Origin of the sequence: Rhodococcus sp. AD45-ID, from assembly GCF_003023755.1 — a bacterium.
GTDB classification, from domain to species: domain Bacteria; phylum Actinomycetota; class Actinomycetes; order Mycobacteriales; family Mycobacteriaceae; genus Rhodococcus_F; species Rhodococcus_F globerula.
Map to the genome: position 1 here is coordinate 2295564 of NZ_PYHL01000001.1, position 25127 is coordinate 2320690.

Below are 25127 nucleotides of genomic sequence, written 5' to 3' on the forward strand. Positions count from 1 at the left end.
GCTGTCAGCCAATGATCAAATTAAGATAATCACCATTAACTGAGTTGTCCAGGGGCTCCGACGTGCATCGCACCCGGATCCCCTAGTTCGCCATGCAGTCCGCTCAAGAAGATCTGCAACAACTCCGTAAGTTGCGCCTGCTGGGGAGCAGACAGTACCGAAACCAAGTCGGCCTCGCGGCCGAGCACACGGTCGACCAATTGCTCCACCACCTCATGCCCCGCGGCCGTCAGCGACACGTCGACAACCCTCGATCCCGACGTCGCCGACCGCTCCACCAAACCGGCAGCTTCAGCCCGAGCCAGCCTTTGCGAAATTGCGCCTGCCGTCACTCCGGTCCGTTCGGTGATCTGACGGGTCGTCAATCGGTACGGCTCCCCAGCTCTCCGCAAGACGCTCAGCAGATCAAGCGTTGCCGTATCTGCGCCCGCGGCGGCAAGGATTCGCCGTCGGTCCTCACCGAGGAGTTTTGCGCACGCCCACAGCCTGGTCACGATGCCGATCCCCTCGACCGGAGTTCCCGGACGCTCACGCAACCAGGCCAAGGCAATCGCGTCGACGTCGTCGTCAGGGTCCAAGCCACCAGTCACATTGCACCTCATTTAGATCTAAATGATACGTTCTCGTATAGACCTAAACGTAGCTCACTGGAGGAAGACATGACACGCACAGTTCTGGTCACCGGCGGCGGAACAGGCATCGGCCGCGCCGTAGCAGCCGCATTCGCCCAGAGTGGCGACACAGTGTTCATCACCGGACGACGCACCGGACCGCTCGAGCAGACAGCAAGCGAACTGGGCTCGAACGTTCACGCCGTAACCTGCGACAACTCTGACCCGAAGTATCTGAAGCGGCTACAAGACACGCTCCCGGCGAACCTCGCCGTCGTAGTGCATTGCGCGGGCGGTAACACGGACTTCGATCGAGAGGCGCCGTCGGATCTCGATACCTTGGCCGCCGGATGGCGAGCCAATCTCGATTCCAATCTATTGTCGGCGGTTCTGACCACTGCTGCCGTCCGCGATCGCCTCACCCCCGGCGGCCGCGTCATCACTATCGGATCCATCGCCGCAGACAAAGGTGCGGGCGCCTACGGTGCAGCCAAAGCTGCTGTCGCAACCTGGAATATCGACCTTGCCGCCGAATTGGGTCCACTGGGAATCACCGCGAACATAGTTTCTCCCGGCTACATCGCCGACACCGAATTCTTCCGTGACGTTCTCACCGACGCTCGACGGGAGGCACTGATCGAAGCCACGAGCACCAAGCGCGCCGGGACTCCGGAAGACGTCGCTGCCGCAGTCCTCTTCCTGGCCTCGGCGGGCGCCGGACAGATCACCGGTCAGGTAATCGCGGTCAACGGCGGAGAACGAACAAGTCGTTGATCTAGCCGCCGTTGATCTAGCGCAGATGACGGCCGAAGAACGAGTCGATTCTCCTCCAAGCATCTTCTGCCGCAACCGGATCAGGGCCCATCCCGAGGATTCGCTCCAGCGGACGCAGCACCTTGGGGCCGGCTTCGGCATCGTTGAGGAACGCGTGTCCGGCCGTCGGATATTCCTTGATGTCGTGTTCGACGCCGGCCCTGTTCAGGGCGGTTCCCAGTTTCAGCGCCGCACCCCGCAAGGTGACGTCCTTGCCGCCGAAGCTACCAACCAGCGGGCATGAATCTGCCACTGCCGCATCAAGTTTTCGCGGGAGCTGTCCGTAGTTGACCGAAGCGACGTCAAAATCTTCGGCGCTGATCAGCGCGAATCCGCCGCCCATACAAAATCCGATGACACCGATCTTCCCGGTGCAGTCCGCGGATTCGACCAGCCAGTTGCGCGCGACCTCGATGTCGGTAAACGCCCGCCCCTGCCCGCGGAGCATCGACGTCATCGTCGGTACGAGGCAGCGCCTCGCCCCACCCGCGCTGTACAGATCCACGGCCAACGTTAGAAAGCCGGCGGCGGCGAGGCGTTGCGCCTGCCGCCTCATCACGTCGTCGAGCCCGAAGGCCTCGTGAATCATCACCACACCCGGCCACGGGCCAGGGGTGTCGGGAGTTTCGAGGATGCCACGGAGCGGTTGGGATCCGCCGACAACTGCGGCGCGGGCCGTCAGATCGATGTCCACCATTACCCGATCGTAAGCATTTGCCTGGTAAATGTGCCCGATTCACCCCATCTGAAGTGCGTTTTCGCACGCGGGCGTGCGCCCTGTTGCGCGGCATGGGAGGATGGGGGAATCGAGATCGGGACTTCGATGTGAAACCCGGATCGATTTTGTAGGGAGTATTTGTATGGCACAGGGCATCGTGAAGTGGTTCAACGGCGAAAAGGGCTTTGGTTTCATTGCTCCCGACGACGGAACACCGGACGTGTTCGTTCACTACTCTGAGATCTCAGGCAACGGCTACAAGTCGCTCGACGAGAACCAGCGTGTGGAGTTCGAGGTTGGCCAGGGCCAGAAGGGCCCCCAGGCCACCAATGTGCGCGCTGTCTAGTCAGTGACACAAGAAGAGGGTCGTACCCGCAAGGGTACGGCCCTCTTCTGTTTCTCCTACTGCTCTTGATCGTCCGCACGGGCTTTGATCACAGCAGCCACCGCGGCCTCGATATTCGATTCCGCGACAGCTTTGTCGACGCCGAGGTCGCTCAGAACACCGGAACCGTCCTCGAGTTCCAGCAGTGCTAGCAAGATGTGTTCGGTTCCGATGTAGTTGTGCCCCAAGCGAAGAGCTGCACGGAAGGTCAGTTCGAGAACCTTCCGGGATTGAGCGTCGTACGGGATGAGTTGCGGCAACTCCTCTGATTCGGCCGCAGGCAAAGCCTCTACGATGGCCGTGCGCACTGCGGCAAGTTCGATCCCCTGCGCTGCAATTGCCTGCGGTCCTAACGCTTCCGGTTCGGCCAGGAGCCCGAGAACAAGATGTTCGGGTCGAATCTCCGCATTACCGGCCGCTCGGGCTTCGTTCTGCGCAGCCATCACCACATTCTTGGCACGAACCGTGAACCGACTGAAACCGTCTTCGGGAACCATCAGCTTGCCCTCACCAGCCGCTTTCGGCACAAAACGCTTCTGCGCGGCTTGTTTGGAGACGCCCATGCTCCGACCGATGTCGGTCCACGACGCGCCTGAGCGCCGCGCCTGGTCTACGAAGTGACCGATCAGGTGATCAGCTACTTCACCGAGATGATCAGCGGCAACCATTGCGTCGGACAATTGATCTAACGCGTCGGTGTGAACTTTCTTGATGGCGGCGATGAGGTCGTCGAGTCGGACTTGGTTTGTCATCTTTACTGGATCACCCATGCGTCAACCATAAGTTGACGCATGGGAATCGTCAACCCCGGGTTGACGATCGGCGGCTTCAGGAAAAGAACTCGCGCAACACCGGCACCATTGCATCGTCGGACACACCGTGTGCCTGCCCTGGAATCTCCAGCGCCTTTGCTCCCCCGATCCTTTCGCTGATTCGCGCCGCCGAGGAGCGGCCCCACTGCCCACTGTCACCGCCGTGCATGACCAAGGCGGGGACAGCGGCCGAGGTCAGCCAATCGAGCGACTGACTGCCGTGGTTACAGATGGCGACGTCGTACGGCAGGGTGTGAGCAATGGCGCACATGCCTGGCCAGTCCGAACTCTGCTTCATCTCCTCGACCATGTGCGACGACGCACCGGTCAGTGAGAGGAACCGGACCACCGCCCCCTCCTTGTCCCCGGCGGCAACCAATCGCCAGAGGTCACCTAGCGCGGCCGCATCCGACTGACCTTCGTCCATGTACGGCGCCTCGTAGACGGCAAGCTTCCTCATCGGAACGCCCTGCGCCGCAGCTTCCAACGCCAGTGCGGCGCCCGACGAAAGCCCGTAGACCAGCGGCACCTCCCCGGTAGCGGCGATAACGGCGCGCAAGTCCTCCACCTCGGCCCCGATGGAATATGCACTGCCGTCGCCGCTGTCTCCGCGACCACGCCTGTCGTAGGAGTACACGGTGAAATCTGCTGCCAGCTCTGCGGCCAGGGAGTCGAACCACTGCCGATCGCAGAACGCTCCGGCGACAAGAACCACTGCTGGTCCTGTGCCGGAGCGTTCGTACGCGATCATTGTTCCGTCCGCGGAGCGCACTGTGTCCATGACCATCTCCTAGGGTTGGAGGACATCTCCTCCCTGATTAGACCGCCGCAGACTCCAGAAGTCACCGATTCGGCATCAGCTGATTTTGGCGTACAGAGCATCCCACCCCTGGGCGACGTACGAAATGGTGTAGATCGAACCGTAGAAAGTCGATCCGCCGAGGTTAGTGACGTTGCCCGCCTGCACCGCTGGGAGCCGCTGCCACAGCTTGCTGGCCACCAACGCCTGATACGCCGCACTGTCCTCGTCCTCGGTGATCATGAAACCGTCGACGCCGGCCAGTACGTCCAAACCCTCGAGGCTGACGCCGCCTTCCGGATCCAGACCTTCCGCAGTGACGGTCTTTCCGCCGATATCGCCGAGCGTCATGTCACTGGGCTTGTCGCCCTTTTCCGACGTACGAATACTGGTGACGTACAGAGTGTTGGTGTCCGGCAGGAATGACACACTCGCAACCGTCTTCGACGCGATCTTCTCGGCATGACGCGATTGAATATCCGCAATGAGGTTGTCGTAGTCGAGAATCAGCTGGTCGAGCGTCTCGGTTCGGCCGAGCCAGCCCGACAGCCTGGTGAGGTTGGTTCGCCAGTCGTCGGTGAACTCGGTGGTGAGAACCGGTGCGATGGTCTGCATTTCACCAACGGGCCACCACTCACTTTCATAGTTCAGGCACACGATCAAGTCAGGTTCGAGCGCAAGAATCTGCTCACGATTAGGGATTTCGGACAGGAAAGGCACCGATGCGTCGACGGGCACCCAGGGCGTGGCCTTTGCATAGGTGTATCCGACCAGCGGAAGCTCCAGCGCCACAGCAGGTTCGAGATCGAGCCGAGAGTCGATCGCGACCACACGCTTGGGCTCGACGGGAATGTCGTACGTTCCGAGCGGGGTGGTCACCGAGCGCATTTCGTTTGCGGCGGCACTACTTCCGCTCTCGCCGCACGCCGCGAGAAAAGCACCCAATCCGGCGATGCCTGCACCGATTCCGAATTGGCGTCGAGTCAGATTCGAGACGATGCGATTATCGGTGTACCCCCGCGGGAGCAGCAGGGTAGATGAAGCGGGCATGTGCGCGGACCTTCCAGAAGAACGTGATCATCCGCCCTTCGCAGGCGAATAAGGATGCCCTAATAGAGTACGTACCGCGCATCGTCGCGACCGGCCCAGAAGTGTTCGGTTCCGGCCACTGTTCTCAGTTTGCCCCCAGCACCTGCCCGGACCACTCGACCAACGGCGTCAATGCGCGCCACGCCTTGCGGACTTCCTTCAGCGTCCGAGGACTGTCCAACCACGACGGACTGGGATAGCTGCGGCCGGCCGTCAACGACTTGTGCCGCAACAGTTCGATGCGCGGATGATCAACGGTGTACCCGCGCGGCGCCGTCTTGAGCGTGTCACCACCCACCGTGAATCCGGCCTTGCGCACACCTGCGAGAATCTTCTCGAGTTCCGCACCTCGGACGGCGTCGTCGACCGCCGCTCGGTACCGCGCAATCGTTTCGGACGTGCTGGCGTAGAAGCCCCCGGCAACCATCAGGCCCGCCGCATCGATCTGAACGTAGTAGCCACAACTCTGCGCAAGGCCCACAAAAGCACCTTGGTGCGTCTTGTACGGAATCTTGTCCTTCGAGAAACGCACATCGCGGTACGGCCGAAACAGTTTGGCTGTGCCGAACTCGTCTTCCAATTCCGTGACCAACGCCGCCATCGGTCGACGAACGATCTCGTCGTACGTCTCCTTGTTGGCCGCCCACCACACCTTGCTGTTGTCCGCTTCGAGATCCTCGTAGAAGTCGAGTGCAGCAACAGGTATTCCAGTGAACGCAGCCATGCGTAAAGCGTAGTCGTACCGGTTAGAGAGGCCATCACCTCCCGATGTGAGCCATGCGCTGCAGTGATGCCCCGATCGGGCAGAATCCGTAGACTGCGTGGGGATGATTTCCGAAATGCAGGCCTGGCAACTGACCGATACCAATCGAGACTGGCTCATCCACCGACCCATCGAAATCGCGATCTATGTGGTGCTGGCGGTAATTCTGCGATTCGCTCTGCACCGTGTGATCGATCGAATGTCGAACGGGCGCAAGCCTTCGGTGAACGCACGCAGGACACAGCGTGCCCGCACCATTGGTTCCGTCCTCAAATCGACCGTCTCCATTGTCATCCTGGTCTGGTGTGTGCTGCAGATTCTCGGGATCCTGGGTGTCAACGTTGCACCGTTCATCGCCTCTGCCGGCGTCATCGGCCTGGCCATCGGTTTCGGCGCACAGAATCTGGTGCGTGACTTCCTCTCCGGAATCTTCATGCTGCTCGAAGACCAGTACGGCGTCGGTGACGTCGTAGATCTCGGCGATGCGGTGGGCACTGTCGAAACCGTCGGTCTGCGGGTCACCACGGTCCGAGATGCAAACGGAACCTTGTGGTACTGCCGTAACGGTGAGATTCTCCGAGTCGGAAACATGAGTCAGGGCTATGCGACCGCTGTACTCGATCTCCCCATCGCCCACAACGCCAACGTGCACCGGGCATGCGAAGTCGCAACGCGGGCCGTTCTCGAGGCCGCTGAATCCGACTCCATCCGATCGGACATGATCGAAAAACCGGAGATGCTGGGAGTCAATTCCGTTACTGCAGAATCGATTACCATCCGGGTTACCGCGCAGGTCAAACCAGGCCGGCAATGGGCAGTCCAGCGTGCATTTGCCCGCTCTGCCCTGACTGCGTTCGAGCAACACGGGATCGAGGCGCCATACCTACCCATCCTCCGCTGAGCAAAACTATTGACGCCGGTGCCTTCGACAGATGCAATTACTCGAGCACAGAGGGAGTTACGTGAGTACAGCGTCGGAGTTGATGATCGACATACCCGGCGGCGTGGTCGATCTGCGTGACGACCGCAAGGCCACCCATTGGAGCGTCGACATCGCTCCCTTCCGGATGGCTCGATACGTCACGACCATGCGCGATTCAGCGAATCCCAAGGTCAACGTGTCCTGGATCGACGCGATCGCAGCGTGCAACAGCCTGTCAGCGCAGGACGGATTAACCCCTGCCTATCACGACATCGACAGTGAATCTCCGACATGGGATCGCACATCGAATGGCTACCGGCTCCCCACCGAAGCGGAATGGCAGTACGCCTGCAAAGCCGGGACTCCCGGGTATCGCTACGGCCCGATCGATGAAATCGCCTGGTACGAAGCAAACTCCGGTGACACTTGCCATCCTGTCGGATCGAAGTCCGCGAACGCGTGGGGACTTCACGACATGATCGGCAACGTCTGGGAATGGTGCTGGGATCTCTACGACCCGGAGGTATACGGCACTTACCGCATCTTCCGCGGTGGCAGTTGGGCGGAGATGGCGCGGGGTTGTGGCGCCAGCGTTCGGCGTCGTAGCCACCCGAGCTTCGCAATCGACGACTTAGGGTTCCGTATCGCCCAATCTGCCGGTCCCGGCGCATAACATGTGAAGAATCCGCGCACCGGAACCGGTGGGGAGAGAGGGCACAACAATGCAGCGTGAAGAGTCGTCGTTCACCGGAGTGTCCGGCACCAAGATCGTTTACGACGTGTGGACGCCGGACCGTGAGCCCACCGGCATCCTTGTCCTGTGCCACGGACTCGGGGAGCACGCTCGGCGCTACGACCACGTGGCCGCGAGACTGGGTGAACTCGGTCTGGTCGTGTACGCACCTGATCATCGTGGGCACGGACGTTCCGGCGGCAAACGCGTCCACCTCAAGGAGTTCTCCGACTTCACCGACGACGTCAACACCCTCTTCGGTATCGCCACCGCCGCCTATCCTGGCAAGGACAAGTTCCTTCTCGGCCACAGCATGGGCGGCGCGATTGCACTCTCGTACGCCCTGGATCATCAATCGGATCTCAAGGCATTGGCTCTCTCAGGACCTGCCGTGATCATCGCCACCGGTACTCCCAAAATCGTCATGCAGGTGGGCAAGTTCCTCGGCAAGTACCTCCCGGACGTTCCGGTCGAGAGCCTGGAAGCTGCGGCGGTGTCTCGCGATCAGAAGGTTGTCGACAAGTACAACGCAGATCCGCTGGTCCATCACGGCAAGGTCCCGGCCGGCATTGCGCGTGGAATGATCACGGCGGCAGAGGGATTCCCAGCTCGCCTGCCTTCACTCACCATTCCCGTTCTACTGCAGCATGGTTCAGCCGACAGACTCACCGACCCGGCCGGAAGCAAGCTGGTCGCTGACCTCGCAGGCTCCCCTGACGTGACCCTGAAGGTCTACGACGGCCTGTACCACGAAATCTTCAACGAGCCTGAGCAGGAAGAAGTTCTGGACGATCTTGTCGAGTGGCTGCGCCCTCGCGTTACCGGAGCTTAGGTTCGATGACACCGTGCGGGATCCTCTTGGCCGCAGGCGGAGGATCCCGCATGGGTACACCCAAGGCCTTGAAGTTCGACGCCGACGGCCGATCATGGCTACGCCGCGGTGTATCGACTCTCCGCGACGCGGGCTGCTCGCCGGTCATCGTGGTGCTCGGAGCTCGAGCAACCGACGCCGCAGCACTCCTTCCACCTGAGTTCACCGATACCCTTGTGGTGGAATCAGACTGGCAGAAAGGCATGAGCGAATCACTACGCTCGGGCCTGGAGGCGGCACAGAACCTGGATGCTGTTGCCGCCGTCATCACCCTCGTCGACCTACCGGACCTCGACACCACGACCATCACCCGAGTGACCGGCCCGACGGTTCAGTCAGATGACCTCCGACGCGCTGTATTTCACGGCACCCCAGGACATCCCGTTGTCATCGGCCGCGATCACTGGCCGGCCCTGATCGCTTCCCTGGCGGGCGACAGCGGCGCCAACGCGTATCTGCGCGCGCACCACGCCGATCACGTGGAATGCTCAGACCTGAGCACCGGCCGGGACGTGGACTACCCACAAGCCTGATCGCCCGGGTCCGTGTCCCGCCGGAGTTCTACATGGCTGGGTACGCAGGCACTCTCAACGTGACCACAGAGGGTGTGATCGAGAACAGCACTTACGGAACGACTCCCAGTCTGCAGCCCTGACCAGTGAAGCGAAGATCACGCTGGACATCCCGTCCGTCGTTAATTGAATGGGCCACATCCCATGTTCGATCCGAACTGACTCGATGAGTCAGTCGTCGCTCCACACCCTCAGGTCGAGTGGATCGGCTACTTCGAACGCCCTCAAAGCAATTCACACCTAGATAGAACGGGTGAGATCCTTACTTTGTCTGTGTGTACCCGCTTCGGGGTAGGAGTAGGGCGGCAATTACAGTCACCACACTTGCAGCTAGTGCAATCGCCGTGGACCACATGTATCCGGACGGCGATGGCACGCTTAGCGCCGACTCTGGAACCGGGGTGAGGTTGTTTGCCAAAATCATGCCTACGACAGCGGAAGACAGCGCCAAGCCGATGATGCGCATCAGTGCATTGAGGCCGTTGGCTTCTCCCGTCTGCTCGACCGGCGTAGCTTCCATGATGAGAGTGGGCAAAATTGCGTAGGAAATTCCGACAGATGCACCGACGAAACACGTTACAGCGACGAGATAAACCGCCGGGAATTCCCACTTGACAGCAAGTGCAATCAACATGGCGAGCAAAGCGACACAAAGCAAGCAACCCGCAATCACGAGAGTGCGCCGTGTCCCCAAAGACGCTCCCATTCGAGCGCCGATATTCGACGATACGAATGCCACGAGCCCGGCGGGAGCCATGAGCAAACCAGCAGTGAGCATCGAGACTCCCAATCCATGCGGAGTTGAGGTCGGGGCCATCAACATTTGGATCGGAGCTAGCTCCATCCCGTAAAACGCGAAGGCCGCGGTGAGACCGACAATATTTGCCAACACAACTGTGCGCCGGGATGCGATACCCAGATCCAAAAGTGGATTGACCCGTCGACGTTCGTACGCCAACCAGCCAGCGAAAGCCAGCGCAGACAACCCACACAACGACAAAGTGACCGGACTCGTCCAACCCCAATCCAAGCCCTTGCTCACTGGCAGCAGCAAGGTGAGCAGAACCAGTGCGAGGCCAAGCGCACCGATCAGATCGAAGCGACCCCCCATGCGGATTCGGCTGGGGGAAACCAGGGCATAGATACCCCCGAAGCAAACCACCGACCCTGCCGCTCCGACCCAGAACAACACCCGCCAACCGAATGCCTCTGCAACGAAGGCAGCGAATGGAAGCCCCAGAGCGCCACCCACAGCCATCGACGAGCTCATCATTCCAACCGCAACACCCAAACGTTTCGCAGACAGGAACTCACGCATCACGCTGATCCCGACCGAAACGAAAGCAACACCGAGACCCTGCAATGCCCGACCTACGAGGAAAAGCGGAAGCGATGACGAAACCGCACAAACCATTGACCCTGCAGCGACCGACGCAATACATAGCAGCAGTAGCCGTCGCTTGCCGTACATGTCGCCCAAACGACCGGCTATTGGTGTCGCTACCGCTCCAACGGCCATCGTCACGGTCACAGCCCATGACGCATTCCCAGCAGAAGTATCAAGCATCATCGGCAACATCGGGATAAGCGGCATTATTAACGTTTGTGTCAGGGACATCGCTATACCCGCGGCGCACAGCATCATCACCCCGATGCGCGCCTTCCGGTCCACCGGTGGACTGTCGGCCGAACTGCCCTCCCCCTCAACGACTATTTCGGGTACGGAGTCCGTCGTTTCAACTGCTCGGTGCATCGGCGCTCCTTCACGACCGCACGAGGGTCGTCGCTATGTCAGGCACGACCCCGACGTCAATCGAACTATGTAAAGCACATTGGCTGCCCAGCAGAATTTCGCCCGTCTGACCATCCGTACCAGTCTGGCGGGCGGGCGGAACTACACGGTCGCTTGCAGCCCTTGACGATTCGCAGCCACGCCGAAAAACGCTATATGACGGGGTTACGGCGCCGAACTCATCTTCCCGATAAACGGGAATCCGACAGACCCGAACCTGTGCCACAGCCAGGCGACGAACGCTGGCGCTCACACCCAAACACGCTCGTGAGGCGGACACACAAGCACGAGTCACCGAGAGAGCGCCAGAGCGGCAAACCAACTCCGGAAACTCGGACACCACGTCCCACGGAAACTCGCTCCGATTCAATTTCGTGCTACTGACTTCCGCGTGAGACGGCTTATTACGGAAGGTTTCCATTCACCGAGAGAGCTCCTCGAATGACCGTTCATTCAAGGGCTTTGATATGAGTATGCAGTCCTCTTACCTACTACTAGGGGTTGAGTTCGCCCGCCTCGACAAGTTGAGCCAAATCGGACTTGTATCGCTGATCGGCCTACGTGATTGTCCGAAGACCATCTCAGTTCTCGAATGTTCGTGAGGAGTGTGTCGTGAACAGTGTCGATCAGCCTGCACCCGTAGCAGTTTCGGTTAAGTCGAACGAACACCGTCCGCGCGGATCGACGTTCTCGACCATTGGCGACCATGTGCGCAGAGCATTTCCTCGAGGCACCCACAGTCGGCGACGGCCTGTGAAGCAAGCCTCGTGGCCGAACCGAATCCATTCGTGCGTGCCTCATCACCAGAGTGCCTTCGACGACGGCCACTGTCCAGCAGCTGCAATCAGTCGAGTCTCATAGCGGGACTAGCGTACTCATAGCACTGTCCAACAGATCCGACATTCGGGTATCACCATTGTCGGCCAGCCATGCATCAGTCGCGATACCCAAGCATACGAGTGCAGAACTGACCAGCACCCGTGCCTCGAGATTCGCCACACCGGTCGGTCCTGCGGAGTGCCGTCGCACGACCTCGGGTATCAATGCTTCCTGCCAACCCAGTTGCCGTTCCCAATGGCGGGATTTGAGTTCAGGAGTTTCGCACAGCATTCGCCAATATGGCAGTTCCGATTCCGGGGACTGGTCGCGAGCCTCCACCATCACATCGAAACAACGCCTCAGCGCGAGCCACGACGATTCGCGCTCGGGCCGGCCTGCCAACCTGAGAGCAATCTGGTCACCCCACGTGTCCATGGACCCCAGCGCGATATCTTCCTTTGTACCGAAGTACCGGAAAACACTGGTTCTCGACAAACCTGCCTCAGCAGCAATCTGATCGACCGTGGTTTTGTCGAATCCACGCTCAGCGAAAAGCCGGCATGCAACCTCGCCCACCTCGACTCGCATCGCTTGACGCATCCGGTCTCGCAAACCCGGAACCTCCGGGGATCCCTCCGATGCACCTACGACACTCGCCATGGCGCAACTATACAGCGGTATCTTCTTGAAACTGAGTACCAAAATATTATGCAGTTCCAAATTGGAATGAAGTGTCGTAACGTCTACGGTTACCGACACCATCACGGAAGGCCCAAGAATGAAATACGGCGTTTCTACATTCCTGACCGACGAGAGCATCAGTCCCACTGCATTGGGCACTGGCCTCGAAGAACGTGGCATCGACGCACTGTTCCTGGCCGAGCACACTCATATCCCCACGAGTTGGCAGTCACCGAGCCCAGACTTCACACTCGCTCGCGAGTACTACCGAACAGTTGACCCCTTTGTTGCCCTGGGCGCCGTTGCGGCAGTCACCAAGACCTTGCTGCTCGGCACCGGGATCGCGTTGGTAGCGCAACGCGACCCGATCATCACAGCGAAGGAAGTTGCCACTCTGGACTTGATCTCCGGCGGTCGGGCGGTCTTCGGAGTAGGGGCAGGGTGGCTCGAAGACGAGATGCGTAACCACGGTACGAATCCACGTAGTCGCGGACGCTTGATGGATGAGCGCATACGAGCAATCATCAAATTGTGGACAGAGGAAGAAGCGGGCTTTCACGGTGAACTCGTCAGCTTCGACCCGATCTACTCCTGGCCCAAGCCGGTCCAACTACCGCACCCTCCGATCTACGTCGGTGGGGTCAGTGAGAGAGCATTTGCGCGACTCGCCGAGTACGGGCAGGCATGGATGCCCATCGGCATTCCACCCCACGAACTCGGCATACAGATGGATCGTATGCGCCAAGTTACTGGAACAGACACGCCGGTAACAGTTTTCGGTGCATCTCACGACCGTGAATCGCTGGACATATACGCGGCGCTCGGCGTCGAGCGGGTACTGTTCACGCTGCCCACCCTTCCCCAGGATGCCACGCTCCGAGTACTTGACGAGTTCGCCGGGGCGATCTCCACCACCGCTCAGTAACCGTACTCACTATGACTCAGGAGAAATGCCCCTCAGAGCCAACCCGTATTCCGGCCGCCGGATTAGTTGAGCGCGCTGGTCATTCGCCTGGGAGCGCCGCTTACCGTCGCGCCGCGGTAGCACTTTTTGCCGCCGGAATGGCGACATTCATGACGCTGTATTACGTCCAAGGTTTGCTCCCGGTGTTTACCGAGCACTACGGGGTTTCTCCTGCTGCCTCCGCCCTGGCCGTCTCGGCGACAACAGCATTGCTGGCCTTCTCCATCGTTCCCGCCGGCATGCTGTCCGAACGATTCGGCCGTGTCCGAGTGATGTCGATCTCCGCATTGTCAGCAGCCTTCTTAGGACTGGTGCTGCCATGGAGCCCATCATTCGAGTTTTTTCTGGCAGGTCGTGCGCTGCAGGGAATGCTGTGTGCAGGTGTGCCTGCGGTAGCCATGGCATATCTGGCCGAGGAGATCGACGCTGGATCGCTCGGCGCTGCTATGGGCACGTACGTCGCCGGCACATCCATCGGCGGGCTCACCGGGCGACTGATCCCAACCATCGCAGTTGATCTCACAACGTGGAGATGGGCCATGGAGCTGACAACAATTGTCGCTCTCACGTTCGCGGTGACATTTACGAGGTTGATTCCGCCGTCCAAAAACTTTGCGCAACAACCTATCAAGCTTGCGATGACGGCTCGTCAGCTCAAAGCCCATCTGCAAGACGGTCCACTCCTTTGTCTGTTCGGTCTCGGATTCGTGTTGATGGGCGGCTTTATCACGGTCTACAACTACCTCGGTTACAGGTTGCTCGATGCCCCGTTCAATCTCCCGCCGACAGTGGTGGCACTGGTGTTCCTGATGTACCTCGCCGGCGCCGCGTCATCAGCAATCGCCGGCAGAATATCGGATTCCTGGGGCCGCGGATCTGTGTTGATCAGTCTATTAGCGCTAATGGGCGCAGGACTCGCCATCAGCCTGGCTGACAACTTGTCCGCCGTTCTGATCGGCGTCCTGCTGCTTACGATCGGCTTCTTCGGTGCTCACTCGATCTCCAGCAGCTGGGTAAGCGCCAGAGCGTCGCGCAATCGAGCCGGCGCCTCTTCCCTCTACCTGCTCAGCTACTACCTCGGCAGCTCCGTAGTTGGCGCTCTGGGAGGAATCGCTTTCGCGTATGCCGGCTGGAACGGCCTGGTGATCTATGTGGGCGCATTTCTGTTGATCGGCGCTGTGTTGACTGCCATTCTGGTGCAAACGACCCGAGCGCGTTGACGATGCCACCGAGGAAGATCGAGTTGGTCTGTGTAAGAACGGCATCCGTGAGAACATCTGCAGATCCGTTACCCGTGCAATCAACCTCACGGATCACGGTCAGTACGGATCAGCTCGTGCGAATGCTCGGTGGAACGCCGAAGCAGGATCGACATTGCCCATAGGGCGCCGATCCTGCCTGTCGATGCTGTCAGTGCGCCTGAGGTAAATTCAAACGTCAAGCCGCATCTACGTTTGCATCGCGCGCCTCGGCGCGCGCTCATTCTTTGGTTCTACTTCGAGATCATGTCCTTCAGCATCGATCTCGGGCAAGATACGATCCAACTTGGCCGGCAACCACCACGAATTGCTCCCGATCAGCGACATCGCTGCCGGCACGATGATCATTCGAACAACGAAGGCATCCGTGATGACACCAACCGTCAGCGCGAGAGCGATCGAACCGACGAGACTGTCACCGCTCAACATGAATCCACCGAAAACCGCGGCCATGATGGTTGCTGCTGCTACCACCACAGGCCCTGAGCGCGCGAAACCATCAATGACGGCTTCCTTCGTACTGAGGCCGCGCACATGTGCCTCATGGATCCGCGACACCAAAAACACTTGATAGTCCATAGCGAGACCGAAGAGAATACCCACAACGATGACCGGCAAGAAGCTGAGAATCGGTGCACCCTCCGATACTCCGAATAGACCTCCGAGCCAACCCCATTGGAAGACCGCAACAGACGCCCCCATTCCTGCACCCAGTGACAAGAGGAATCCGACGGTTGCTACCAACGGCACAAAGAATGACCGGAACAGCACCGTGAGGAGAACGAACGCAAGGCCCACGATCAGGGCGATATACATGATCAACGCCGTGTGCAATTTGGCGTCGACGTCAATTGAGACAGCAGTCTCTCCGGTCACAGCCACCGAGGCATCAGGTATACCTGATACTGCCGCGCGGATTTCCTTGACCAAATCGGCTGTGCGTTGATCGTTCGGCCCGCCTTCGGATATGACGTTGATCATCGCTGCGGTGTTGTCTCCATTGATGATCACCGGAGACAGTGACGCCAAGTACGGCACCCCCGAGATCGCATCGATAGCCCGAGAGCCGGCCGTGCCGGCATCGTCGCTCTCCACCAGCACCACCATCGGACTCTGCGAACCTGCACCGAATCCCTCGGAGATCAAGTCATAGGCTTGTCGCTGAGACGAATTGGGGTCCGCCCCTCCGGGTGTGTTCAGCGAGGTATTGAGCGAAAACACCGGAACCGACAATGCTACGAGAGCCACGACGGCCGGAATCAGGAGTCGCTTCGGTTTGTGGGCAACGAGAGCGCCCCAGCGTTCGTAGAATGTCGGAGTCGTGGAGTCCTTGACCGAGACCGACCTACTGTCTGTGTCGCGGTGCTTACGGGGAAGCACTCGGCGCCCGACGGTCACCAGAATGACTGGCAAAAGCGTCAAAGACACAGCGACAGCCACAATTACCCCGAAAGCAGCAGCCAATCCCATTTCGGTAAGGAACGGGATCCCTACGACGCTCAACCCTGCCAGCGCGATCACGACTGTTGCACCGGCGAAGACCACCGCCGAACCAGCAGTGCCGACTGCACGTGAGACCGACTCGAATACCGATTTTCCTTCGCGCAGTTCAGAGCGGAAGCGGGCAAGCACGAATAGTGTGTAGTCGATTCCGACTGCAAGCCCGAGCATTACCGCCAAGATCGGAGTTGTCGGCTGAATCGGCGTCATCGCGGAATAGGCCAACACACCACAGATTCCGACAGCAACACCGATGAGCGCAGTGAGCATGTTCACTCCGGCTGCAACAAGCGAGCCGTACGTGATCATCAGGACGAGGAAGGCAATCGCAACACCGATGATCTCACTCGGACCGAACAGATGGGGTCCTTCGACTCCTAGGTCTCCTCCCACGATGACGCCAATACCTTGCACTGAACCTCGAGCAGCTACCTGCTCGAGACGGTCCTGCAATTCCCCTTTGTCAGCGTCATCGGCGAGAGTGTAGGTAACGGTGGACACTGCTGTCTCCCCGTCGGGGGATACACGAAATGTTTTGTCGCTAAGCGGATTCGTCGCCATAACTACGTCTTGAACTTGCCCTAACGCAGCTACGGTATCTGTGACGGCTGCCGAAAGTGCGGGGTCACTCAACGGGCCATTCGCACGGAAGACAACCTCGAGACTGGTGACATCGCCCTCGCTCGACGTTGGGAACTTCTCCGTGAGTGTATTGAGAGCGTCACTCGATTCGGTGCCAGGGATTTCGAAGCTATCCGCGTTGGTTTGTGGACCTGACATCAACCCGACGAGCACCGCAGCCATGATTGCCACCCATGCAGCCAGGACAGTTTTGCGGTGAGTAGCACTGAAAGCACCCAATCTGTACAGCAATCGACCCATTTCAATCCTTCTCTACGACAGCAACAGAACTGTCTTCAAGGATCGTCGAGGACGAATATTGCGGCGTCGTCCCTGCGCAGTATCCATCTACTGCACACGCAGTACATCTCGCTAGCGCTCACCATCAGAGGGGGGAACAAGACCGCTACGGTATGCGATCACGACAAGTCCGGACCGATCCGTCACACCCAGTTTCATCATCGCCCTGTTGACATGAGTCTTGACCGTGTATTGGGAGATTGTCAGTTCATCTGCAATCTCGACATTCGTGAGACCCCGGCCAACCATTTTCAGCACTTCTCGCTCACGCTGAGTCAGATCGTCGACGCCGGGATAAATTGCGATAGAAGGCATTTGACTAGAAGCGGTTGCGTTCAAGTACTGAACCACACTGGTCGCGGCGGTGGTGGACAACCAGCTTCCGCCACTGGCAACAGTACGCACTGCCTCGACAAGCGTCTCCTGGGGAGCCGTCTTCCCGATAAACCCATTGGCTCCTTTTTGAAGTGCAGTCACCACATTCTGATCGTTTTCAAAGGTGGTCAGGACGAGAATTCTTGTATCCGCAAGAAGTGGATCTGCCCGCATCGTGTCGATAGCCCATAGACCATCCCTGCGGGGCATTCTGAGGTCGAGCACAACAACCGAGGGAAGCACGACTCGAGCCAAGGCCACAGCTTCGTCTCCATTTCCCGCCTCCCCTACCACCGAAACATCCTCTGCGACTTCGAGAAGCTCGCACAAACTGGCCCGGATTGCAGGTTGATCATCGACGACGAGAACTCGTACAGACATCACAGTGCGAGAAGTCTACGCCGAGTGATGACGACGTCGAGGGGGGAAGACTGCTCGCAGAGTGAAGACGCGCCCATCGTCGACAATATCGAGGCTGCCCCCGACCGCCTGAACCCTCTCCCTCATACCGACCAACCCCCATCCACTCGCCTCGGTCTGTTCGGTTCGGGGCGCCGTGCTGTTGCGCACGGTTACCGCGATATCGGCATTCGTCCCGAAGTTCACGTTCACCTCTGCCCTCCCGATTCCGTGCTTGTAGGCATTCGTTAATGCCTCCTGCACAACGCGATACACAGCCAGGTCGACCGAGGGGGGAATATCGGGCGGCGGCACACCCTCGACACCCAAGCGAGGAGGGTTCTCCAGTAGCTCGAACGACTGCACCAGTTGGCCGAGATCGGAAGAGCCAACGTCAGCCGGCGCCAATGCCTCACTCTGATCAGAGCCCATATCCCGGAGCACTTGCAGGATGTCTTGCATCTCGAGGATGACGGAATGAGTGGAATCGCCTGCTTGCACGAGAGCGCTCTCCACATCAGCGGAGGCACCACCGAGGCGCGCCCGCGCGAGATTGATCTGCATTCCGACCACCGTGATGTGATGTGCAACGACATCGTGCAATTCGCGCGCAATTCGCAGCCGTTCTTCTGCAACGCGACGCAGAGCAGTTTCCTCCTTGGTTCGCTCGGCTCGGGCGGCACGATCTACGACACTTGCCACATACAGTCTCTGCGACTGAATGGCCGCACCGAGCGACGCTACTACCGCCGCCCACAAGGCGTAGACCAGTACCGTCAATGTGGCGATCGACAAGCGCGCACCCAGAATATGCGCCGCGCAGAGGGACCCGCCAACCCAAAGCACGTAGATCAAGGCTTCGGATCTGGGTCGTGCGACTGACATGTCGAACAGCCACACGTACGCCATCACAATGACAGTGACGGCCTTTGGGTCGGCGAACATCTCGTTGGCGCAGATCCCGAGCACAATGCCCGCACAAACTAGCTTAGGTGGGACGGTCTTCACCGAGACCAGCACGCAGGCTGCGACAGTGAGCAGCAATGTCACTCCGACGAAGCGACCGTCCAGCCCCATCGAGACTATTTCGACCATTGCCGTCGCGTAGCCAATCAGCTTCGGCAACTTACCCACGGGATCTGCTCTGACATCGAACCAGTCCACCACTGCACGCATACTGTCGATCATGCCACTCTGAAAACTGACGCCTGCCTCATCGTGAACACGTGCGTTCCCGAATTCCTCCATCTGAATGGGAGGGATCATAACGCGTACAACATCATTCGACCTACCCTCGCAAGGGTGGTGGATGAATCCAACACCGCTCAAGAGGAGGAAGTGCAATGAACAGTGTCGCAGAAGACGAACGCCAGATCTACCGCAAGATCATCCAAATCGCGCGGGCAATGGACGAGAGAGACTGGTCCACGATCGAAGCGATCGCTGCTCCCGATGCAACCGGCGACTTCGGAAACGGACAACTGACCTCTGCTGAAGAAATTGTTGCTCTACTCCGTTCATTCCTCGACGAGTGCGGCCCCACCCAGCACCTAATCGGAAACGTCTTGATCGAAGTCGACGGAGATAAAGCCACGAGTAGGGCGTATGTAGCAGATATGCACCTCGGCACAGGACACCTCGAGGGACAGTACTTTCGAACGTTGGGCGACTACCACGACTCGTGGTCGAGAATCGCGAGCGGTTGGAAGCTCACTCGACGTTGCAAAATTCACACAGGGACAATGGGCAACATTGAAGTTCTGGCACACGCAATACCCTCTCCCCCAATCTAATCAGAGCCAAAAAGAGTAGTGAAATTTCTCTAGGAGGTAACGTCACGATGAACGCACTGACCAACAAGACTGTCATCATTACCGGCGGTGCACAAGGGATGGGGGCCGCCACCGCAAAGCTGCTCACTGAGCAGGGCGCTCGCGTAGTGGTCGCCGATGTCGCCGAGGAACCCGGAAAGTCACTGGTGGCAAAACTCGGAGATACGGCTTCGTTCTTCCGACTCGATGTCACAAGCGAAAGCGATTGGCAGGCTGCGCTTCTTCACACTCTCGAGCATCATGGCACCGTGACTTCTCTCGTCAACAATGCGGGCATCAACTACTTCAGCGGTGTGTTGGACATCGAGGAGGAGAAGGTGATGCGACTGCTGTCGATCAACGTCCTCGGCGCCATGCTCGGCGTGAAAACCATTGCGCCCGGTATCAAACAGGCTGGATCGGGTGGTGCAATTGTCAACATTTCATCACTGGACGGACTGAGGGCAGTAAACGGTCTCAGCGCATACGTAGCCAGCAAGTGGGCGCTTCGCGGGTTGACCAAAGCACAAGCACTCGAATTGGGCCCTGACATTCGAGTCAATTCAGTTCATCCAGGCGGCGTTAATACACAGTTGGGTAATCCGACAGGCATCACCGGGGCGGAACTCAACCAGCCGTACACTCGAGTTCCACTTCGCCGAATCGGTGAACCGAATGAGATTGCCGCCGCGACTGCGTTTCTCATCAGCGACGCGGCCAGTTACATGACCGGGGCTGAACTTGCAGTCGATGGCGGTTGGACTGCCGGCTACTACCACGCCGGGCTTCCCGGCGGACCGGAGTGAACTGACATGCCCACACACGAAGAGATCGAAAAGATCGTCCGCAGGTATCTGAGTGCGGCTGCGATGGGAACAGGCGAAGAGATCGCCGATTTGTACTCCCCGGAGGCAACTGTCGAGGACCCGGTTGGCACACCCGCACACGTGGGACGTGATCAGATCGTCGAGTTCTACCAATCGGTCAGAGGCGGAGAACGCGAGATCGAGCTACTGACACTTCGCATCGCGGCCAATACCGCTGCGTTTCATTTCCGTGTGACCACCAAGATAGACGATACGACCGTTGTCGTCGAACCCATAGACGTCATGACATTCGACGACGATGCGCGCATTGTGTCGATGAAAGCCATCTGGTCACCATCGGACCTACAAACACAAGGATGACCGTCACTGGATCCGCTGATCAGTGCCAGTAGTGTGTACATGCCCGACTTACGTTAATCGATTGCCCTCCGGCTTTTCCCACACTAACCAGATACGAACCCCCGTATAGAAAGCCAAGAAAGTGCCCGCCACGGTTTCCGTGGCGGGCATTTTCAGTTGAGCCGGGTTCAGATGCGGGTGTTCAGTGCCTGTGCGATCTGATCGGTCTGGGCCTGGTTCTCGAGCAGCTGACGCACCAACCACAGCCGCAGGACCTTGGCCACGGACGCGGCGATGAACATCGCCGCTCCGATGACCGTCAACGCCAGGAACGCGATAGCCAAGATCTGGTACGACGCGATGTTGCGCAGGTCCGATTCGGTGAGCGAGGAGATGTAGAGGACAAACGCGCCGACTACCCCCACCACCATCAGGATCAGGCCGCCGAACAGTGTTTTCGCGTCGCCACCGGACTGTCCCTTGTCGAGTTTGAGGTCGGTGATGTTCTTCTTGAACTCATCACGGCGATCTTCAACTGTCGTCATCGTCATCCTCCTAGATAACTGGTAGAAAGTTCTTCTTCGATCTCATGCGGGTCACCGACCCGAGTAACGCGACCCTGCAACATCAACGCCGCCGACGTCGCGATCGGCAACACCGCCCGCGCGAACTGCTCCGCCACGAGGATGGAAATACCTTCCGCGGCAAGTGAACCCACCACGTCGTACATCTGCGAGACAATTCGAGGTGCCAGACCCATCGACAACTCGTCGAGCAGCAACACCGTCGGATGAGTTCCCAATGCCCGCGAAAGTGCCAGCATCTGCTGCTCACCGCCCGACATCGAACCCGCCAACTGGCCCCGACGCTCCCCCAAAATCGGGAAACGTGTGTACGCAACCTCTTCCAGGTCCGCGAGCGAGGCTCCGGTTCCGGTGGCGATCCACAGGTTCTCCCGCACCGACAGGTTCGCGAAGATCCCACGCCCTTCCGGGATGGAACACACACCCAACCGGGCGAGTTCGGACGCTTCGATTCCGTTGACGACCCGTCCGGCGAGTTTGAACTCCCCGCGTGTGACCGGTAGGACACCGGAGCACACCTTCAACGTGGAGGTTTTTCCGCCGCCGTTCGGCCCGAGCAACGCGACAACGGCGCCGGGCTGCAGGACGAGGTCCACGCCGTGGAGGACTTCGATGGCCCCGTAACCGGCACGCACACCCGATAATTCGAGCAACGGCTCCGGACGCGGTGTTTCGGCCGCTGCCGGGTCGATCGTTGCTGCGGTCATACTGCTTCCTCCTCGGTGCCGATGTACGCGGCGATCACGTCCGGGTCGGTGCGGATCTTCTCCGGATCACCCGAGGCCAACACCGCTCCGTAGTCGAGTACGTGAATCGTCGAGCACACCTTCATCACCAACGGAATATCGTGCTCGACCAGACAAATTCCCAGACCCCCGGCTGCGAGGTCGGTGAGCATCTGCGCGAACACCTCCGTTTCCTGCTCGGTCTGACCCGATGCCGGCTCGTCGAGAAGCAGAATCCGCGGGTTCGTCATCAAGGCCCGCGCGACCTCGACGACTCGGGCGCGGCCGGTGGGGATGTCGGAGACATCTTTTTCCGCTACATCGCTCAGGCCGGTCAGCTCGAGCAGTCGATCCGTTTCGGCGTCGACGTCGATCTTGTTGCCGCTGTTCGCTTTGTGGATGTCGCCGGCGACGCGCAGGTTGTCGCGCACCGACAACGAGACGAACAACTCGAGGCGCTGGAACGTGCGCGCCAAACCTTTGTTGGCGCGCTTGTGCGGCGCCAACTTCGTCACGTCCACGCCATCGAGGAAGACCTGTCCCGACGTCGGTTTCTGCAACCCGGTGATGGTGTTGAACAGGGTGGTCTTACCGGCGCCGTTCGGGCCGATCAACCCGGTCACCGTTCCCGGGGCCACCGTCAGGGACACATCCTTGACGGCCACGTGGCCACCGAAACGTACCGTGACACCGCGGGTTTCGAGCAAAGGTGTCTCAGACATGAGCGGCCAACTCCTTTTCGGATTTGACGAGGTCGATGCCGAGTTCACGGTCGAGTTCGTCGCGGACGTCGTCGCTGTACGGGACGTCGATCCCGACCTCTTCCGGGACCAGCGTCTTCTTCGCCGCCAACTCCTCCGGGGTGAGAACTGCTGCCGGCATGACCATTTCACCGATCACCGGCAACAGGAACACCACCGCGATGGTGATGGAGGCAAACCACCAGTTCCCGAGCACCCCACCCAAGGCGAGCAGATACGTCACCGCGATCACGGCGGCGCCGCCGTAGAGGACCGGCTTCGCGTTCATCAAACGGCGGTACCCTTCGACGACCTGGTGGATGGTGCCGCTGGGGTTCGCGCCGACACCGATACCGATCAACGCCGGGCTCACTGCCGCGATGTTGCCCAGCAGCAGCCACATTCCCTCGAGTTCGGGCTGCGCCGACGCGAGGTTGGTGAACGAGACCATGATGACGGCAAAACCGATGCCCGCCATCAAACCACCGAACAGGGCGCCACTGACGTAGCCGATCCCGGCGACGACGGTGAGCATCAGCAGCGACAACGAGACCATGATCGCGAAACTCTCCCCCGAGACCGAGCCCATCGCGCTCGACATCAGGATGCCGCCCAATCCGGCGATGCCGGAGGAGATCATGAACACGCTCAGCTTGAGCCGAACCAGGGACTGGCCGAGCATCGCCGATCCGGCGGGGCTGTCCTTCATCGCGGCGAGTCGACGGCCGTAACCGCTGTTGCGCAACGCGATCACTCCGACACCGAGCACGGAGAACAGTGCGGTGACGGTCATCAGGAACACCGTGTCGTTACTGAGATCGAGCGGCCCGACCTTCAGGGGCGGGATCGCGATGTTGCCGTCCTTGAACAGCGAGTACCGGATGCCGAACATCTCGTGTTCGGTTGTATCACGCAGGACCATGTTGGAGAGGAACACACCGAACGCCATCGTCGCCAAAGCCAGATACAACCCGCGCAGACGCAGCGCCGGCAACGCGACGAGACCACCGATGACGGCGGTGACAAGCACACCGACGACGATGCCCCACAGGTTCAGATGCGCCGCCAACCCGCTACCGGAGATACCGAAATGGAACGCCACGATGGTGGCGATGGCACCGAAAGAGACCGGCGCCAAGTTCAATTCACCGGCATACCCGGTCAACAACGTCAGCGAGAGCGCTATGATCGCGAACGTCATCCCGATCGTCAACGTCGTGATCGCCGACGTCACCATCAGCAGACGCAACAGATACACGATGACAATGAGCGCGACACCCCAGATGACGGCCTTGCGGACCGACGGGACGTGATACCGCTCGCGGGTACGGGTGACGGCGCCGCGCAGACGGTCCTGCGGCAGCACGATCAACACCACGAACAGCGCGATCATCGGCAGGGAGACACGGAAATTCGACGTCCAACTCCAACTTGTCGGGAAGTACGCCAACACGTACGTACCGGCGAGACCGAGAACCACGGCGCCGACAAACGTGCGCGGAATACTGCGCAACCGACCGAACATCGCGGCGGCAAACGCGTCGATCACCAACAGCGTCAACATGTTCGCTTCGAGGGTGCCGCCGCTGATCGGGGTGATCAAGATACCCGCGAGCACCGCCAACGTCGATCCCATCGCCCACGACAACGCCGCCAAGCGTTCCGGGTTATGGCCGTTCAGGCGCAACAAATCCGGATCGTCGACGACACCGCGCATCGCGACACCGGCGCGGGTTTTGGTGAACAGGATCCGCAGGCCCACCGCGATACCGATCGCGACGAGGATGCAGATCAACTCGTGGTAGCGGATGCTCGCACCGAACACCGTGATCTTGGACTGATCACCGAAGAACATCTGCATAGTGCGCGCGGTCTCCGGATGCCAGAACCAATGCGAGATCGAGAGCATACCCAGCAGGATCGACACCGTGACAACAATTTTGGTGACCTCCGCCGTATCGCGCAGGCCCTTCATGATGAACAGATACAGGCCCAGCCCCATCAACGGGCCGACCACAACCAAAGAAATCAGCAACGCAACCACGGTCGGGAGTTCCCAGCCGTACCGCAACTGCCAGTAGATGAACGCACCGAGCATCGCCTGAGCGCCGTGCGCGAAATTGAAAATTCCGGACGTGTTGTACGTGAGCACCAACCCGGAAGCGGCGATCGCATACACCGATCCCAGGACCAAACCCAAGATCGTGAAAGTGACAAAAGTGTTCATAACTGAACCCTCGTTAGGGGAGGAAAGGCGGCACACTGCGCGCACTCGAAGCACACGGAGCGCGCCACCTTCCTCA

At 59.6% G+C, this 25127-nt stretch carries 26 protein-coding genes; 11 read left to right on the forward strand and 15 right to left on the reverse strand.

The window, feature by feature from the left end; all coding sequences use genetic code 11:
* Positions 1–35: 35 nt before the first annotated feature.
* Positions 36–590 carry a MarR family winged helix-turn-helix transcriptional regulator gene (locus C7T36_RS10420; RefSeq protein ID WP_239654635.1) on the reverse strand — a complete coding sequence of 185 codons (555 nt, stop codon included), beginning with the start codon at positions 588–590 and terminating at the stop codon, positions 36–38.
* Positions 591–659: 69 nt separating this feature from the next.
* Between C7T36_RS10420 and C7T36_RS10425 the strand changes: the two genes are divergently transcribed.
* On the forward strand, positions 660–1385 hold the full coding sequence (locus C7T36_RS10425) for an SDR family NAD(P)-dependent oxidoreductase (RefSeq protein ID WP_045065152.1): 726 nt from the start codon (positions 660–662) through the stop codon (positions 1383–1385).
* 16 nt (positions 1386–1401) lie between these two features.
* Here the strand turns inward: C7T36_RS10425 and C7T36_RS10430 are convergent, their stop codons facing one another.
* Positions 1402–2121 (reverse strand): dienelactone hydrolase family protein, encoded by a 720-nt coding sequence (locus C7T36_RS10430; protein WP_045065153.1) that lies wholly within the window; start codon positions 2119–2121, stop codon positions 1402–1404.
* A gap of 163 nt (positions 2122–2284) precedes the next feature.
* Between C7T36_RS10430 and C7T36_RS10435 the strand changes: the two genes are divergently transcribed.
* The gene (locus tag C7T36_RS10435; RefSeq protein WP_003939930.1) at positions 2285–2488 is read left to right on the forward strand and encodes a cold-shock protein; all 204 of its coding nucleotides are present in this window, start codon (positions 2285–2287) and stop codon (positions 2486–2488) included.
* A gap of 56 nt (positions 2489–2544) precedes the next feature.
* On the opposite strand, the gene C7T36_RS10440 is transcribed toward C7T36_RS10435, so the two are convergent.
* From C7T36_RS10440 to C7T36_RS10455, 4 genes are all read right to left on the reverse strand, one after another.
* The gene (locus C7T36_RS10440) at positions 2545–3297 is read right to left on the reverse strand and encodes a Clp protease N-terminal domain-containing protein (protein WP_045065158.1); all 753 of its coding nucleotides are present in this window, start codon (positions 3295–3297) and stop codon (positions 2545–2547) included.
* 58 nt (positions 3298–3355) lie between these two features.
* Entirely contained in the window at positions 3356–4120 is a 765-nt protein-coding gene (locus C7T36_RS10445; RefSeq protein ID WP_239654636.1) for an alpha/beta fold hydrolase, read from the reverse strand.
* 75 nt (positions 4121–4195) lie between these two features.
* Positions 4196–5188 (reverse strand): ABC transporter substrate-binding protein, encoded by a 993-nt coding sequence (locus C7T36_RS10450; RefSeq protein ID WP_045065162.1) that lies wholly within the window; start codon positions 5186–5188, stop codon positions 4196–4198.
* Between the two features lie 124 nt (positions 5189–5312).
* Positions 5313–5951 carry a DUF2461 domain-containing protein gene (locus C7T36_RS10455; protein ID WP_045065163.1) on the reverse strand — a complete coding sequence of 213 codons (639 nt, stop codon included), beginning with the start codon at positions 5949–5951 and terminating at the stop codon, positions 5313–5315.
* Positions 5952–6054: 103 nt separating this feature from the next.
* Between C7T36_RS10455 and C7T36_RS10460 the strand changes: the two genes are divergently transcribed.
* The 4 genes from C7T36_RS10460 to C7T36_RS10475 all read left to right on the forward strand — a co-directional run bounded on the left by C7T36_RS10460 (position 6055) and on the right by C7T36_RS10475 (position 9049).
* Positions 6055–6891 (forward strand): mechanosensitive ion channel family protein, encoded by an 837-nt coding sequence (locus tag C7T36_RS10460; RefSeq protein WP_033233458.1) that lies wholly within the window; start codon positions 6055–6057, stop codon positions 6889–6891.
* An 82-nt stretch (positions 6892–6973) separates the two neighbouring features.
* The gene (locus tag C7T36_RS10465; RefSeq protein ID WP_202026448.1) at positions 6974–7585 is read left to right on the forward strand and encodes an SUMF1/EgtB/PvdO family nonheme iron enzyme; all 612 of its coding nucleotides are present in this window, start codon (positions 6974–6976) and stop codon (positions 7583–7585) included.
* A 49-nt stretch (positions 7586–7634) separates the two neighbouring features.
* The gene (locus tag C7T36_RS10470) at positions 7635–8477 is read left to right on the forward strand and encodes an alpha/beta hydrolase (RefSeq protein WP_045065167.1); all 843 of its coding nucleotides are present in this window, start codon (positions 7635–7637) and stop codon (positions 8475–8477) included.
* Positions 8478–8482: 5 nt separating this feature from the next.
* Positions 8483–9049, forward strand: a complete 567-nt coding sequence (locus C7T36_RS10475) for an NTP transferase domain-containing protein (protein ID WP_045065169.1) — start codon at positions 8483–8485, stop codon at positions 9047–9049.
* Positions 9050–9350: 301 nt separating this feature from the next.
* On the opposite strand, the gene C7T36_RS10480 is transcribed toward C7T36_RS10475, so the two are convergent.
* Together C7T36_RS10480 and C7T36_RS10485 are read right to left on the reverse strand one after the other, a co-directional pair.
* The gene (locus tag C7T36_RS10480) at positions 9351–10841 is read right to left on the reverse strand and encodes an MFS transporter (protein ID WP_045065172.1); all 1491 of its coding nucleotides are present in this window, start codon (positions 10839–10841) and stop codon (positions 9351–9353) included.
* An 894-nt stretch (positions 10842–11735) separates the two neighbouring features.
* Positions 11736–12359 (reverse strand): TetR family transcriptional regulator, encoded by a 624-nt coding sequence (locus C7T36_RS10485; RefSeq protein ID WP_045066730.1) that lies wholly within the window; start codon positions 12357–12359, stop codon positions 11736–11738.
* A 118-nt stretch (positions 12360–12477) separates the two neighbouring features.
* Here C7T36_RS10485 and C7T36_RS10490 point away from each other — a divergent pair, with 118 nt between their 5' ends.
* Both C7T36_RS10490 and C7T36_RS10495 read left to right on the forward strand, forming a co-directional pair.
* Entirely contained in the window at positions 12478–13305 is an 828-nt protein-coding gene (locus C7T36_RS10490; protein ID WP_045065174.1) for an LLM class F420-dependent oxidoreductase, read from the forward strand.
* A gap of 11 nt (positions 13306–13316) precedes the next feature.
* Complete coding sequence (locus tag C7T36_RS10495) at positions 13317–14564, forward strand: MFS transporter (protein ID WP_045065175.1); 1248 nt, start codon at positions 13317–13319, stop codon at positions 14562–14564.
* Between the two features lie 228 nt (positions 14565–14792).
* Here the strand turns inward: C7T36_RS10495 and C7T36_RS10500 are convergent, their stop codons facing one another.
* From C7T36_RS10500 to C7T36_RS10510, 3 genes are all read right to left on the reverse strand, one after another.
* The gene (locus C7T36_RS10500; protein ID WP_045065178.1) at positions 14793–16985 is read right to left on the reverse strand and encodes an MMPL family transporter; all 2193 of its coding nucleotides are present in this window, start codon (positions 16983–16985) and stop codon (positions 14793–14795) included.
* 111 nt (positions 16986–17096) lie between these two features.
* A complete protein-coding gene (locus C7T36_RS10505; RefSeq protein WP_045065179.1) occupies positions 17097–17780 on the reverse strand; it encodes a response regulator transcription factor in 684 nt (227 codons plus the stop codon).
* Positions 17781–17795: 15 nt separating this feature from the next.
* Entirely contained in the window at positions 17796–19064 is a 1269-nt protein-coding gene (locus tag C7T36_RS10510) for a sensor histidine kinase (RefSeq protein ID WP_052683376.1), read from the reverse strand.
* 77 nt (positions 19065–19141) lie between these two features.
* Here C7T36_RS10510 and C7T36_RS10515 point away from each other — a divergent pair, with 77 nt between their 5' ends.
* Genes C7T36_RS10515 through C7T36_RS10525 form a run of 3 tightly spaced genes read left to right on the forward strand, consistent with a single transcriptional unit; the run spans position 19142 to position 20796 of the window.
* Entirely contained in the window at positions 19142–19591 is a 450-nt protein-coding gene (locus tag C7T36_RS10515; protein ID WP_045065181.1) for a nuclear transport factor 2 family protein, read from the forward strand.
* A 47-nt stretch (positions 19592–19638) separates the two neighbouring features.
* Entirely contained in the window at positions 19639–20415 is a 777-nt protein-coding gene (locus C7T36_RS10520) for a glucose 1-dehydrogenase (protein ID WP_045065183.1), read from the forward strand.
* Between the two features lie 6 nt (positions 20416–20421).
* Entirely contained in the window at positions 20422–20796 is a 375-nt protein-coding gene (locus C7T36_RS10525; protein WP_045065185.1) for a nuclear transport factor 2 family protein, read from the forward strand.
* A gap of 167 nt (positions 20797–20963) precedes the next feature.
* Here C7T36_RS10525 and C7T36_RS10530 read toward each other — a convergent pair whose 3' ends face one another.
* From C7T36_RS10530 to C7T36_RS10545, 4 genes are read right to left on the reverse strand one after another with little or no spacing between them, the layout of a single operon-like run.
* Positions 20964–21326: a hypothetical protein gene (locus C7T36_RS10530; protein ID WP_172937029.1), complete on the reverse strand. Its 363-nt coding sequence runs from the start codon at positions 21324–21326 to the stop codon at positions 20964–20966.
* Positions 21323–22066: an ABC transporter ATP-binding protein gene (locus C7T36_RS10535; protein ID WP_051730716.1), complete on the reverse strand. Its 744-nt coding sequence runs from the start codon at positions 22064–22066 to the stop codon at positions 21323–21325. Before C7T36_RS10535 ends, C7T36_RS10530 begins: the two co-directional genes overlap by 4 nt.
* Positions 22063–22806, reverse strand: coding sequence for an ABC transporter ATP-binding protein (locus C7T36_RS10540; RefSeq protein WP_033236481.1), 744 nt, complete (start codon positions 22804–22806; stop codon positions 22063–22065). Before C7T36_RS10540 ends, C7T36_RS10535 begins: the two co-directional genes overlap by 4 nt.
* On the reverse strand, positions 22799–25051 hold the full coding sequence (locus C7T36_RS10545; RefSeq protein WP_106939713.1) for an ABC transporter permease: 2253 nt from the start codon (positions 25049–25051) through the stop codon (positions 22799–22801). The genes C7T36_RS10540 and C7T36_RS10545 overlap by 8 nt, the downstream gene beginning before the upstream one ends.
* Positions 25052–25127 lie beyond the last annotated feature (76 nt).

What these genes read in the sequence shown, in the direction of transcription:
- C7T36_RS10425 (WP_045065152.1), top strand. Translation starts at nt 660, where the DNA reads ATGACACGCACAGTTCTGGTCACCGGCGGCGGAACAGGCATCGGCCGC.
- C7T36_RS10430 (WP_045065153.1), bottom strand. Translation starts at nt 2,121, where the DNA reads ATGGTGGACATCGATCTGACGGCCCGCGCCGCAGTTGTCGGCGGATCC.
- C7T36_RS10435 (WP_003939930.1), top strand. Translation starts at nt 2,285, where the DNA reads ATGGCACAGGGCATCGTGAAGTGGTTCAACGGCGAAAAGGGCTTTGGT.
- C7T36_RS10440 (WP_045065158.1), bottom strand. Translation starts at nt 3,297, where the DNA reads ATGGGTGATCCAGTAAAGATGACAAACCAAGTCCGACTCGACGACCTC.
- C7T36_RS10445 (WP_239654636.1), bottom strand. Translation starts at nt 4,120, where the DNA reads ATGGACACAGTGCGCTCCGCGGACGGAACAATGATCGCGTACGAACGC.
- C7T36_RS10450 (WP_045065162.1), bottom strand. Translation starts at nt 5,188, where the DNA reads ATGCCCGCTTCATCTACCCTGCTGCTCCCGCGGGGGTACACCGATAAT.
- C7T36_RS10455 (WP_045065163.1), bottom strand. Translation starts at nt 5,951, where the DNA reads ATGGCTGCGTTCACTGGAATACCTGTTGCTGCACTCGACTTCTACGAG.
- C7T36_RS10460 (WP_033233458.1), top strand. Translation starts at nt 6,055, where the DNA reads ATGATTTCCGAAATGCAGGCCTGGCAACTGACCGATACCAATCGAGAC.
- C7T36_RS10465 (WP_202026448.1), top strand. Translation starts at nt 6,974, where the DNA reads ATGATCGACATACCCGGCGGCGTGGTCGATCTGCGTGACGACCGCAAG.
- C7T36_RS10470 (WP_045065167.1), top strand. Translation starts at nt 7,635, where the DNA reads ATGCAGCGTGAAGAGTCGTCGTTCACCGGAGTGTCCGGCACCAAGATC.
- C7T36_RS10475 (WP_045065169.1), top strand. Translation starts at nt 8,483, where the DNA reads ATGACACCGTGCGGGATCCTCTTGGCCGCAGGCGGAGGATCCCGCATG.
- C7T36_RS10480 (WP_045065172.1), bottom strand. Translation starts at nt 10,841, where the DNA reads ATGCACCGAGCAGTTGAAACGACGGACTCCGTACCCGAAATAGTCGTT.
- C7T36_RS10485 (WP_045066730.1), bottom strand. Translation starts at nt 12,359, where the DNA reads ATGGCGAGTGTCGTAGGTGCATCGGAGGGATCCCCGGAGGTTCCGGGT.
- C7T36_RS10490 (WP_045065174.1), top strand. Translation starts at nt 12,478, where the DNA reads ATGAAATACGGCGTTTCTACATTCCTGACCGACGAGAGCATCAGTCCC.
- C7T36_RS10495 (WP_045065175.1), top strand. Translation starts at nt 13,317, where the DNA reads ATGACTCAGGAGAAATGCCCCTCAGAGCCAACCCGTATTCCGGCCGCC.
- C7T36_RS10500 (WP_045065178.1), bottom strand. Translation starts at nt 16,985, where the DNA reads ATGGGTCGATTGCTGTACAGATTGGGTGCTTTCAGTGCTACTCACCGC.
- C7T36_RS10505 (WP_045065179.1), bottom strand. Translation starts at nt 17,780, where the DNA reads ATGTCTGTACGAGTTCTCGTCGTCGATGATCAACCTGCAATCCGGGCC.
- C7T36_RS10510 (WP_052683376.1), bottom strand. Translation starts at nt 19,064, where the DNA reads ATGATCCCTCCCATTCAGATGGAGGAATTCGGGAACGCACGTGTTCAC.
- C7T36_RS10515 (WP_045065181.1), top strand. Translation starts at nt 19,142, where the DNA reads ATGAACAGTGTCGCAGAAGACGAACGCCAGATCTACCGCAAGATCATC.
- C7T36_RS10520 (WP_045065183.1), top strand. Translation starts at nt 19,639, where the DNA reads ATGAACGCACTGACCAACAAGACTGTCATCATTACCGGCGGTGCACAA.
- C7T36_RS10525 (WP_045065185.1), top strand. Translation starts at nt 20,422, where the DNA reads ATGCCCACACACGAAGAGATCGAAAAGATCGTCCGCAGGTATCTGAGT.
- C7T36_RS10530 (WP_172937029.1), bottom strand. Translation starts at nt 21,326, where the DNA reads ATGACGATGACGACAGTTGAAGATCGCCGTGATGAGTTCAAGAAGAAC.
- C7T36_RS10535 (WP_051730716.1), bottom strand. Translation starts at nt 22,066, where the DNA reads ATGACCGCAGCAACGATCGACCCGGCAGCGGCCGAAACACCGCGTCCG.
- C7T36_RS10540 (WP_033236481.1), bottom strand. Translation starts at nt 22,806, where the DNA reads ATGTCTGAGACACCTTTGCTCGAAACCCGCGGTGTCACGGTACGTTTC.
- C7T36_RS10545 (WP_106939713.1), bottom strand. Translation starts at nt 25,051, where the DNA reads ATGAACACTTTTGTCACTTTCACGATCTTGGGTTTGGTCCTGGGATCG.